This window comes from Nocardia sp. 149-1B, assembly GCF_057747975.1.
In genome coordinates this window covers 4,642,210-4,654,205 of record NZ_CM173233.1, presented here as the reverse complement: position 1 = coordinate 4,654,205, position 11,996 = coordinate 4,642,210, and the positions used below count along the sequence as shown (strand labels likewise).

Genomic DNA, 11,996 nt, shown 5'->3' with positions numbered 1-11,996 from the left:
TGGGGGTTGCCGGCGTCGGCATCTCTCCGACCCCCACGGCGCCCGGCGCGAGGCGCTCGCTGGCTGCTGCCGGTCCGCGGGCGGTCCGGCCTGTCGACTAGCCTGGACATCGTCGTCCTGTGGTGTTGACGGGTGTTGCCGCCCTCGGTGATCCGTGGGCACCGAGGGCGGAGCGGGGAGCCATGGTGTGCGGGACTCGAGCGGTGAGGGAGACGGAGTGGGCGGCTTGCGGCGGCGCCCATCGCTGAAGGATGTCGCACGCGAGGTCGGCGTGTCCTACCAGACGGTCTCTCGCGTGATCAACGGTGGCGGCAGGGTCTCCGAGGCGACGCGTGAGCGGGTCCTCGAGGTCATCGAGGACCTCGGCTACCGGAGGAACGAGTCGGCGCGGGCTCTGGTCACGAGTCGCACACGCGCCATCGGCGTCATCGCCGACGGCTCGCCCAAGTACGGACCGGTCAGCACTCTCGCGGCCGTCGAGCGCGCAGCCCGTGACGCCGGCTACAACGCCATCGTGACGACGACCGTCTATCCCTCGCCGCAGGAGGTCGCCAAGGCCTTCCACGACTTCCTCGAGCGAGGCGTCGAGGGCATCGTCGTCATCGCGCCGCGGGTATCGCTGGCGCACGTGACGCAGGAGCTGAAGATGGGCATCCCGGTGGTGATGCTGTCGCCGGGAGAGGCGAGCCAGCCGGGCATCACCGTCTTCTACGAGGACCAGGAGCTGGGCGCTCGACTGGCGACCCGCCACCTCATCGACCTGGGGCACCGCCAGGTGGCCCACCTGGCGGGTAGTCAGGACTGGCTCGACGGGCAGGTCCGACTGCGGGGCTGGCAGGCCGAGCTGCGCGCGCACGAGCTGCCGGCGGTGGCGGTGCGCTACGGCGACTGGACGGGCGACAGTGGCTACCGGATCGGTCGGCAGATGATCGCGGAGGGGCTGCCGAGCTCGATCTTCATCGCCTCGGACCTCATGGCCCTGGGCTTCGTCCGCGCCTTGTACGAGCGAGGCGTCCGGGTGCCCGACGACATCTCGATCGTCGGCTTCGACGACAACGAGTTCGCGTCGCAGATGTACCCCCCACTGACGACGGTGCGTCAGTCGTTCTCCATCGTCGGTGCGCGGTGCATGGACATCGTCCTGGCACTGATCGAAGGCACCGAGCCGGTCACCACCCCTGCCGTCCCGCAGCTGGTGGTGCGCTCCTCCGCAGCCGCAGCCGCGCCTCGGACCTGAGGCCCGCGGGACCAAAGTCCCGGACGTCTCCCGGGCCGAGAGTCACGACTTGAGGCGAACGTTCGCCCAAACCCTTGCGCATCGGCGGGGCGAACGTTCACACTCGGTCCCGTCACGCGTTCCGCCGGGGGTGCGCACGGCGATCGAGACGGCCCGTAGCGCCGAGCTCGAAGACAGGAACCACCAACCGCACACCGATCGAAGGAGACAGTTGATGTTGCGCAGGTTGCGTTGGGTGACCCCCTTGGCCCTCGTGGCCATCGGGCTTGCGGCGTGCTCGTCGGATCCCGAAGAGATCGCCACCGAGAAGACGAAGGTCTCGACCCAGGCCGACGAGGCGCTGGCAGCCCTCGAGGGCCAGGTCCTGGCGAAGGGACCCCACGGCGAGGACCCGGAGCCGGCCTCCGTGGCCGATCTCACCGACGACGAGGTCGCCCAGGTCAAGGAGATGGGCGCGAAGGCCGCGATCGTCATGCACTACGGGGGCAACGACTGGGCGAACGCCCAGATCGCCGGCCTGAAGGCCCGCTTCGCCGAGCTGGGCATCGAGGTCGTGGCCGTGACCGATGCGGACTTCGACCCGGGGCAGCAGGTCTCCGACATCGAGACTGTGATGGCGAGGAAGCCCGACATCATCGTGTCGATCCCGACCGACCCGGTCGCGACGGCGTCGGCCTACCAGGCCGCGGCCGACGCCGGCATCGAGCTGGTCTTCATGGACAACGTCCCGGACGGTCTGGAGGCCGGCAAGGACTACGTCTCGGTGGTGTCAGCCGACAACTACGGCAACGGTGTCGTGTCGGCCCACCTCATGGCCAAGGCCCTGAACGGGTCCGGCAAGATCGGCCTGATCTCGCACGAGGCCGACTTCTTCGTCACCAAGCAGCGGTACGAGGGCTTCAAGACGACGATCGAGGAGGACTACCCCGACATCGAGATCGTCGACGAGCAGGGCATCGCGGGCCCGGACTTCGCCGGCGACGCCCAGGCGGTCGCGGACGCATGGCTGACCCAGTACCCCGATCTCGACGGGATCTGGGGCGTCTGGGACGTGCCTGCCGAGGGCATCATGGCCGCGGCGCGTGCCGCCGGCCGCTCGGACCTGAAGATCGCGACGGAGGACCTCGGCACCAACGTCGCCATCGCCCTCGCCAAGGACGAGCTGGTGGTGGGTCTCGGCGCCCAGGTCCCCTACGACCAGGGCGTGACAGAGGCGAACCTCGCCGCGGGCGGTCTGCTCGGCAAGAGCGCCCCGCCGTACGTCGCCCTCTCGGCGCTCGCTGTCTCGCACGACAACGTGCTCGAAGCCTGGGAGCAGGTCTACCACTCTGACCCGCCGGCCGAGGTCGTCGACTCGTACTCCGACTGACCCGCTCCGCGGTCGACCCGGTTACTCCATGGCCGGGGAGCCTGCTGCGGCTGACGACGCCGCTGGACCGGGGGGCGCCTCGATCCCCCCGGTCCACCCTCTCTCCCTACCACCCAGGAGGACATGCGCATGCCTGTCGAGACCCAGCTCGCGGTCCGCATGCACGGCATCCGAAAGGCCTTCAACGGCGTCACCGTGCTCGAGGACGTCCACTTCGACGTGCGGCCAGGTGAGGTCCACGCGCTCGCCGGCGGTAACGGTGCCGGCAAGTCGACCCTCGTGAAGATCCTGCAAGGCGTCTACCAGCGCGACGCAGGTGACGTCGAGGTGTTCGGCACCCCGCTCAAGGCGACGACCATCCAGGCCGCGCGTGCCGCCGGGGTGGGCATGGTGTTCCAGGAGTTCTCGCTCATCAGCACGCTGACCGTCGCGCAGAACATCTTCCTCGTGACCGAGCCGACTCGCGGCGGTCTCGTCGACGACCGCGCCATGCGTGCTCGTGCGGCCGAGCTCCTGGCGCGCATCGGCGTGGCGATCGACCCCGCGGCAGAGGTGGGGTCGCTGTCCACGGCCCAGTGGCAGCTCACCGAGATCGCCAAGGCGCTCGGGCAGGACGCCAAGGTCCTCATCATGGACGAGCCGACGGCCTCGCTCGCCAAGCACGAGGTCGACGCCCTGTTCGAGCTCGTGAGGCGACTGAAGTCCCAGGGGATCGCCATCATCTACATCTCGCACCGTATGGACGAGGTGTACCGGATCGCCGATCGCATCACGATCCTCCGCAACGGGAAGAACCTCCTCACCTCGGCGCTCAGCGACGTCACGCCGCAGGAGATCGTCGCCGGGATCGCCGGGAAGGAGGTCGCCGCGGCCCAGGGTCCCACCCGGAGGGCCGTCACCGGGAACGTCCTGCTCGACGTGCGCGACCTCCACGCCGACGGCGTCGAGGGCGCCACGTTCCAGGTACACGCCGGCGAGGTCGTCGGCGTCGCCGGGCTCATGGGCGCCGGTCGCAGCGAGCTGGCCCGCGCGCTCTTCGGCATCAGCCGCATCACCCGGGGCACGATCGTCAAGGACGGACAGTCCGTACGGATCGGCTCTCCCGGCGACGCCATCGGAGCCGGCATCGCGCTCGTCCCCGAGGACCGCCGCCTCCAGGGCCTGGTGCTCGACCACTCGGTCCGCGAGAACCTCACGCTGCCGCTGCTCCGGGGCCTGCGCCGGCACGGCCTGGTCGCCACCGACAGGGTCCGCGAAGTCTCGGACCAGCTGATCGAGCAGTTCTCCATCGCCGTGGCACGGCCCGATGCGCCGGCCCGGCTGCTGTCCGGCGGCAACCAGCAGAAGATCGTCCTCGCCAAGTGGCTCGGGACCGACCCCGACGTCCTGGTGATGGACGAGCCCACGGCCGGCGTCGACGTCGGCACGAAGTCAGCGATCGTCCACATCGTGCGAGAGCTCTCGCAGACCGGAAAGGGGATCCTCGTGATCTCGTCGGAGTTCCCCGAGCTGATCGCCATGTGCGACCGGTTCCTCATCATGCGCAAGGGGCGCATCGTCGACAGCATCGACGCCGAGCACATCGCCTCCGAGGAAGACCTCGAGCTCGCCGTGCAAGGGCTCGTGGCATGAGCACCACGACGCCGGCACGGCCGGGAGGCGGAGTGGCCACCTGGTGGGGGCGCGCCGCAGAGCGCTTCGACTGGAGGCGGGACATCATCTACGTCGGCTTCGTCGTCGTGTTCGTGGTGTTCGCCGTGCTCCTGGGAGACCGGGGCTTCCTCAGCTCGACCAACCTCCTGAACATCCTGCGTCAGACGGCGATCATCACGATCATCGCGGTGGGGATGACGTTCGTCATCGCCTGCGCCGAGATCGACCTGTCGGTCGGCTCCATCGCGGGGCTCGCGTCCATCACCGCGGCCATGACCATCTCCGACCACGGCCTGATCGCCGGCGTCCTCGCCGGTCTGGCCGTCGGCGCCGTCGTGGGAGCGATCAACGGATCGCTCGTCGCCTTCCTCCGCATCCCGTCCTTCCTCGTGACGCTCGCGATGCTCGGGATAGCGGCCGGTGTGGCGCAGTGGGTCACGGACTCGGCGCCGCAGCCCATCCTCGACGGCACCTTCAACACCGTCTTCGGCGGTGGCAACATCGGTCGCCTTCCCGGCCTGGTCATCTGGAGCGGCGCCGCCGTCGCCGTCGGTGCCGTCGTCCTCCGGAAGGCACGCTTCGGACGCCAGGTCCTGGCCACCGGCGCGAACCGCACCGCAGCCGAGTACTCCGGCATCAACACGAGGGCGATCAAGTTCCGCGTGATGATGATCTCGGCGCTGGCCGCCTCGCTGGCCGGTCTCCTGTACGCCGGCCGCCTGCAGTCCGGGCGGTTCCAGTGGGGCGAGGGAGACGAGCTGTCCGCGATCGCGGCGGTGATCCTCGGTGGCACGGCGATGGCCGGTGGACGCGGGTCCGTCGTCGGCACGCTCCTCGGCGCCCTCCTCATGGGCCTGATCAACAACGGCCTGATCCTCGCCGGCCTCGACTCGAGCCAGCAGCAGGTCATCAGGGGCGTGATCATCATCCTCGCGGTGGCACTCGCCCGGAACAAGTAGGACCCCCACCAACCCGACAAGGAAGGGAACATCCGTGCCTCAGCACTCCGGCACCCACCGCCCCGTGACGATCCAGAACAGCTCCATGGCGATCGATGGAGCGGAGGTGAGCCTCTACGGCGGTGCCGTCCACTACTGGCGTCTCGACCGGGACAACTGGGAAGGCATCCTCGACTCGGTCAAGCGCATGGGCTTCACCATGATCTCCATCTACATCCCGTGGGAGGTCCACGAGATCGAGAAGGGTCGCTTCGACTTCGGCGACATCAACCCGTCCAACGACATCGACGCCTTCTTGACGCTGTGCGAGCAGAAGGGGTTCAAGATCGTCGTCCGGCCCGGCCCCCAGATCAACTCCGAGCTGACCTGGTTCGGCTACCCGAAGCGGATCCTCGCCGACGAGCGCCTCCACGCGCTCAGTGCGCAGGGGTCCAAGGTCGTTCTCACCCAGGTTCCCAAGCCGATCCCGGCGCTGAACTACGCCTCCGACGCCTTCTACGACGAGACCGCTCTCTGGTACGACGCGATCTGCTCGATCCTGGCCAAGCACGCCTATCCCGCCGGCGGCGTCGTCGCCGCCCAGGTCGACAACGAGATGGCCTACTTCTTCGGAGTCAACGCCTACATCGCGGACTACTCGCCGGAGTCGGTCGAGGCCTACCGCGACTTCGTCGTCGACAAGTACGGCGACCTCGACGCCGTCAACGCGGCATACTCCCAGAGCTACCCGGACCGGGCCGGCATCGAGCCCCCGCGACGCTTCGCCGCCACCGACAAGGTGGACATCCCGTGGTACGCGGACTGGGCGGAGTACCGCGAGATGTACCTGGTCAACGCGATGGACCGCCTCGGCGGGATGATGCGCGAACGCGGGCTCGGTGGCATCGCGCTGTTCCACAACTACCCTCACCCGCTCGGCCCCGGTGGCGCTGCGTCGGGGTTCACGACGCCGTTCAACCTCATGCGACTCGAGGACAAGCTCGACTTCGTCGGGTTCGACATCTACTCCCGCAAGGAGCTGTTCACCCACGTCAAGACCGTCGCGTCGTACGTCGTCGGCACCAGCCGCTACCCGTACATCCCGGAGTTCATCGCCGGTGTCTGGCCGTGGTACCTCAACCCGGGCGACTGGCACGACGAGGAGTTCGTCACCAAGGCCGCCCTGATGCAGGGGATCAAGGGCTTCTCCCGTTACATGCTGGTCGAGCGGGACCGCTGGCTCGACTCGCCGGTGCGCCGCGACGGCAGCGAGCGACCCGAGAAGGTCGCGATGTTCGGCAACGTCAACGCGATGCTGGAGCGGGGAGAGTTCCACCGGTTCCGGCGCGACGCGGACGTGCTGCTGCTCGCCAACCGGGAGTACGACCGTCTGGAGGCCACGAGCGTCCTGGTCTCCTTCCCGGGCGACTTCCTCGAGACGCCGTCGGGCTTCTCGGAGTACGCCGGTCCGGTGACGGTGAGCGAGTCGACGCTCGGCTTCAGCGAGCCGGTGCAGATCGCGAAGGGCACCTGGTTCGGAGCGTTCAACGACGCTCTCGCCGCCACCGGCGCGAGCACCGTGCTCTCCGACACCGATCTGCGGCCGGGGCGCTGGGCCGGCCGCAAGGTCGTCGTCCTGGCGACGCTCGACTACCTCGACGCAGGCGTGCAACAGAGCCTGGTCGACTTCGCCCGACGCGGTGGCAGCGTCGTCATCGGACCGAAGGTCCCCGAGCTGGACAGCCTGATGCGACCCTGCTCGGTGCTCTCCGACGCCCTCGGCGCCGGGGTCAGCGAGGGGCAGGTGCCGGTGGGAGCCGGTTCCATCACCGTGGTGAGGGACCTGGCGAGCGTGCCGGGGACCGTGTCCCAGGTGGTGCGCACCGCCGGCGTCCAGGAGGCGACGACGAACGATCCGCGCCTGGACGTCACCGTGCACTCCGACCCGGATGACGCGAGCGCCAAGCTCGTCTTCGTCGCGAACCCGTCGGCCGAGCCGATCGAGGCCCAGGTCGATCTCGGGGTGGACCTCAAGGAGGTCGCCGAGGTCTGGGCCGGCCGGGAGGTCACGGCCATCGGCTCGACCATCCACGAGCCGATGGAGCCCTACTCGATCCACGTCTACCGGTGCACCGTCACCGCCTGAAGGGAGTACGCAGATGCTGCACCAAGACGTCCTCATGAGTGACATCGACGTGGACCAGTGGCGCAACGCCCAGGCGTTGCTCCTCAGGTCCGCCAAGGCCGCTCGCCGCCTCGTGGTCATCCACGAGGACGGCGAGGTGGTCAAGTTCCGCCACACCGCCGGCGTGGAGTGCGTCGGACGGGTCGACACGGTCGGCGACGCCCACGCGCTGGCCCGCGACCTGTACGAGAAGAACCAGGGCGAGGTCGACTTCGTCGTCGTCATGGAGCGCCATGCGGTCGACTCGTACTTCGCCGCGGTCCAGGACTCCTGGGCGATCGACGACGACCTCGACGTGTTCGTCCAGCGGACCTACCGTCTGCTCGACGACTTCGCGGACGGCATCGTCACCCACCCGGGCCCGGCCCGGGAGGTGCTCGGTCTCCAGTGGAGGACCGGCGCCTCTCTCCAGGAGGCCGAGGCGGCGGCGGAGGCCCTCGTCGCCGCGGGTGGCACGGTCATCCTCGGCGTCCACGACGGCGCCTCCCTGTGGGCGTCGCTGATCCTGGACTTCGACGCCGACCACAAGATCACCTCGATCACCACGGCTGACCCCGCCGTCGTCGACATCCAGGGAAGCGTCGACGACGTCCTCGACCGGCTGACAGCGTGGCAGCAGGCGGTGGGGAAGACGGTGTCTCTCGGACTCGTGCTCGACCAAGCAGCCGCGGAGAGGTACCTGGCCGCACCCGCCGCGGACAAGGGCGCGGTGCTGGCCTCGATGGTCTCGTCCGGCTCGGCTCTCTACCGGGCATAGCGACTCCACGGCCGGTCGACGCGCCGCACGGCGCGTCGACCGGCCGTCTGGTCGCTAGACGGCGCCGGCAGCTCTCAGGGAGTCGACGTTGAGAGTGGTACCGCCCGGCAGGCGGGCCAAGGCGTCTCGCTGGACTCCGATGGACGAGTACTCGGCGTGGAGGCTGGCGACTGCTGCGCCGGTCGCGCCGGAGTAGTCGCCGAGCGCCGCCCCCGTCAACGTCGGGGAGTAGCGCAAGGCGATCCGCAAGGAGTCCTCGTACTGGCTGAGGTCGGGAAGGAGCGACTTGGAGATGCCGCCGCCCAGAACGATGGTGTTCGGTTCGCAGGAGACCACGATGGCCATCAGGACGAGGAGAAGCGCCTGGTCGAACTGCGCCCGCAGCGCTCGGACGTGAGGGGGAGCATCCGCAGCGAAGAGCGCAGACGGATCATCCAGGTGGATGTTGGCATCGTGCGCCCGGCGCAGGATGCCGGGACCGGTCACCAGCTGTTCGAGGCGGCTGCCCATGGGCCCGGCGGGCAGCTGGCCGAACTCGCCGACGAGCCCTCGGCTGCCCTGGAGGAGCCGCCCCTCGACGGCAAGGCCAGCACCCAGGCCGGCGCCGAGAGTGAGGATGGCCGCATTCGGAGACGTCCTCGCGGCGCCGAACCTCATCTCACCCAACAGGGCGTAGTTGGCGTCGTTGTCGATCTGCAGTGGTTTGCCCAGTTCCCGCCGCACCGTGGCGAGGAACCCGGGGTCCTCGACCTGGGAGAGGTTCGGGGCGTTGGAGACCGAGCCGTCCTCTTGACTCACGGCCCCGGGAAGTCCGAGAGCGACCCGGCTGATGCGATCCCACCGCCCCGCGGCGACAGCACGGAGCTCTCGGACGAGCCACCGCGCCAGGTCCTGGGGCGAGAGTGCGGAAGGCGTGGACAAGGCCACGACCGTGATCGGTGCCGCCAGGAGATCCGCCAGCAGGACACGCGTGTTGGACGCGCCGAGATCGACGCCGAGGACCAGTGCACGGTCTGCGACGACGTCGATGGTGCGTGCGCGCCTGCCTCGGCTCTCCACGATGATCTCGTGTCCTTCGAGGAGCAGGCCGTCCGCGATCAGCTCGTCGACCGCCCGCGTCACCGTCGGCTGTGAAACCCCCGTGCTTGCGGCGAGCTGCTTGCGAGAGCTCGGCCGGCTCCGGAGGAGCTCGGTCAAGATCGCGCTGCGGTTCAGCTCTCTGGTGCCCTGGACCACCGGGTCTCCTTTCGGCTCAGGGCCATCCTAAATCCAGTCGCACGGCCCTCGGCAAACCCGGTGGAGTCGAGTTTCGTGTCTCGATCTCGCAAATTGTCGGCGGCTGCTCTTGACTTTAATTCCATCCTGAAAGCAAACTATCGCTGCTGGCTCCCGGGCTCGTGGTCGGACCGGCAGCTACCACTCCAGGCGGTGACCTGTCAGGCGCCGCCCCATCCACATCGGAAGGGTCAGGATGATCCGCACCACTAAGCCCATTCGGACACGGTTCGCCCGTGCCGGTGTGGTGCTGGCGCTCTCCGCGCTGGTACTCGCCGGATGCGCCGACTCCGACGCGTCATCAGAGAAGGGGTCCGACACGGGGGCCTCTGGCACGTCCACGACGACGGCAGAGGAGCCGAGTCTCGACTTCGTGGGGCCGAACGGCGAGAAGCCCGGGGCGCTCGATGAGCTCACCCTCACCGACGACGAGATCGCGAAGGTCAAGGAGGGCGACTACACGGCGGCATTCGTGTGGCACACGACCTCGGAGTTCGTCAACGCAGTCGAAGACGGCGCCCGCGCCGAGTTCGAGGAGCTCGGCATCGAGGTCGTCGCGAGCACGCAGGCGAACTTCGACGCCGCAACCCAGGCGAACAACCTCGAGACCGTGCTGGCGCTCCACCCGGACATCATCGTGGCGATCGCCGTCGACCCGACCTCGGCTGCGAAGACCTTCCAGCCGGCCGTCGACCAGGGCGTCAAGATCGCGATCATGACCACACCGCCGGCAGGTTGGACCGCCGGCAACGAGTTCGTCTCGATCGTTACCGAGGACCTGGCTCAGGCCGGCAAGGAGAACGCAGAGCTGCTCGGCGAGGCGCTCGGCGGTACCGGAGAGATCGCGTACATGTACCACGACGCCGACTTCTGGTTCACGAACCAGCGGGACCAAGCATTCAAGGCGTGGGCCGGCTACCTCTATCCGGACATGAAGATCGCCGTCGAGCAGGGCTTCACCGACGAGGCGAAGACCCAGGAGATCGCGGCGGCTCTGATCGTCAAGCATCCAGATCTCAAGGGCATCTACGTGCCCTGGGCGACCGCCGCACAGGGGGTTGTGGCAGCTCTGCGGGATGCCGGGCGATCGGACGTCAAGGTCGTCACCAACGACCTCGACGCGACTCTGGCCGCCGACCTGGTCAACGGCGGGAACATGGTCGGACTGGTCGGAAACGGTGCGACCGGGATCGGGCAGGGACTGGCCATCTCAGGCGCCTATGGGTTGCTCGACAAGTCCGCGCCCGCGCTCGTCGCGTCCACCCCGATCGGTGTCACCGCCGAGAACCTGGCGGAGGCGTGGGAGCAGGACTACGGAACGCAGCCGCCCGACAGCATCGGGTAGCGACCGAGTCACTGGCGAGCAACGAGCGGGTGTGTCGGTCCGTGACCCGGGCCGGCACACCCGCCACGAGAAGGGAGTAGTCCCGGTGGATGACGTTCCGGGTGGTTACGTGCAGACGGTGCGCGGTCCGGTGGAACCCGGGCAGCTGGGTCGGGTCCTCCCCCACGAGCACTTGGTCTCGCTGGTCCCGGGGCCCTGGCTGTCCGGTGGACGCAGCACGGTCGACGGGGCCGACGGGCGGTTCCACCACGACACCGACGACCCCGGGTTCGTCGAGGACCAGGTCAGCCATGGCGTCGCAGCATTGCGCGGTCTGAAGCGCCTGGGGTTCGACACGATCGTGGACCTCAGCCCCTACGGGGTCGTGGGCAGATCGGCGCACGGCGAGAACGTCGACATCCTCGAGCGGATCTCAGCGCAGACCGGGCTCCACATCGTGCTCGGCACAGCCACGTACCTCGGGAGCTTCAGTCCTCGCTGGGTGGCGGAGTCGACGATCGACCAGCTCGAAGCGAGATTCATCGAGGACGTCACGGTCGGCATCGGGGGCACCGGCCTGAAGGCCGGGATCCTAGGTGAGCAGGCGACCGGGCTCGGCGAGATCCTGCCTCATGAGGAGCTCAGCCTCCGTGCTGCGGCGCGCGCGCAGGTGGCCACCGGCGTCAGCCTGGTCACCCACACCACGCACGCGACCATGGCGTTGGAGCAGGTCGCGATCCTCCGCCAGGAGGGCGCCGACCTGAGCCGCGTGGTGATCGGGCACATGGACATCCGCCCGGACCTGGACTACCTGCTCGAGGTGCTCGATCTCGGTGTCAACATCGCCTTCGACACGATCGGCAAGCAGTTCTGGGACTTCTTCTTGGAGCCCCCGCCGTCGGACCCGGAGGAGGGCGAGTACGTCAAGCGCGCCTACCACCGATCCGACGTCCAGCGGGCCATCCGCCTGGTCGAGTTGGTGAACCGTGGCTACGGCAGACAGCTGATCCTGTCGCAGGACCTCACCGGTGCCGAGGTCTACCTGAACCCGAAGACCCACGGCCAGTGGGGTCTGGGGTACCTCGGAGCGGTCTTCCTGCCGATGTGTCTCGAGCACGGACTGGATGAGCAGTGGATCGACGTGCTCAGCCGTGAGAACCCCGTGCGGCTGCTCAGCCTCACGGGAACGTGAGCCAGCCTTCTGGGTGGTTCCGTCCACCCCCCGCTGATCGGCGGGTCGCAGATCCCACCGCTCGTC

General features: G+C 68.6%; 9 protein-coding genes. 8 read left to right on the top strand and 1 reads right to left on the bottom strand.

Going from position 1 to position 11,996, the window contains the following annotated elements:
• Positions 1-154: 154 nt before the first annotated feature.
• The 6 genes from AC3ANS_RS22300 (at position 155) to AC3ANS_RS22275 (ending at position 8,139) form a co-directional block, all read left to right on the top strand.
• Positions 155-1,237, top strand: a complete 1,083-nt coding sequence (locus AC3ANS_RS22300; protein WP_488293759.1) for a LacI family DNA-binding transcriptional regulator — start codon at positions 155-157, stop codon at positions 1,235-1,237.
• Between the two features lie 235 nt (positions 1,238-1,472).
• Complete coding sequence (locus AC3ANS_RS22295) at positions 1,473-2,606, top strand: substrate-binding domain-containing protein (protein WP_488293758.1); 1,134 nt, start codon at positions 1,473-1,475, stop codon at positions 2,604-2,606.
• Positions 2,607-2,735: 129 nt separating this feature from the next.
• Positions 2,736-4,238 carry a sugar ABC transporter ATP-binding protein gene (locus AC3ANS_RS22290; protein ID WP_488293757.1) on the top strand — a complete coding sequence of 501 codons (1,503 nt, stop codon included), beginning with the start codon at positions 2,736-2,738 and terminating at the stop codon, positions 4,236-4,238.
• Positions 4,235-5,218 (top strand): ABC transporter permease, encoded by a 984-nt coding sequence (locus tag AC3ANS_RS22285; protein WP_488293756.1) that lies wholly within the window; start codon positions 4,235-4,237, stop codon positions 5,216-5,218. The genes AC3ANS_RS22290 and AC3ANS_RS22285 overlap by 4 nt, the downstream gene beginning before the upstream one ends.
• Positions 5,219-5,252: 34 nt before the next feature.
• A complete protein-coding gene (locus tag AC3ANS_RS22280) occupies positions 5,253-7,343 on the top strand; it encodes a beta-galactosidase (protein ID WP_488293755.1) in 2,091 nt (696 codons plus the stop codon).
• A gap of 34 nt (positions 7,344-7,377) precedes the next feature.
• Positions 7,378-8,139: a hypothetical protein gene (locus tag AC3ANS_RS22275; protein ID WP_488293754.1), complete on the top strand. Its 762-nt coding sequence runs from the start codon at positions 7,378-7,380 to the stop codon at positions 8,137-8,139.
• Between the two features lie 54 nt (positions 8,140-8,193).
• Here AC3ANS_RS22275 and AC3ANS_RS22270 read toward each other — a convergent pair whose 3' ends face one another.
• Positions 8,194-9,375 carry an ROK family protein gene (locus AC3ANS_RS22270; protein ID WP_488293753.1) on the bottom strand — a complete coding sequence of 394 codons (1,182 nt, stop codon included), beginning with the start codon at positions 9,373-9,375 and terminating at the stop codon, positions 8,194-8,196.
• 412 nt (positions 9,376-9,787) lie between these two features.
• Here AC3ANS_RS22270 and AC3ANS_RS22265 point away from each other — a divergent pair, with 412 nt between their 5' ends.
• Positions 9,788-10,759 carry a substrate-binding domain-containing protein gene (locus tag AC3ANS_RS22265; protein ID WP_488293752.1) on the top strand — a complete coding sequence of 324 codons (972 nt, stop codon included), beginning with the start codon at positions 9,788-9,790 and terminating at the stop codon, positions 10,757-10,759.
• A gap of 118 nt (positions 10,760-10,877) precedes the next feature.
• Entirely contained in the window at positions 10,878-11,930 is a 1,053-nt protein-coding gene (locus AC3ANS_RS22260) for a phosphotriesterase family protein (protein ID WP_488293751.1), read from the top strand.
• The last annotated feature ends 66 nt before the right edge of the window (positions 11,931-11,996 follow it).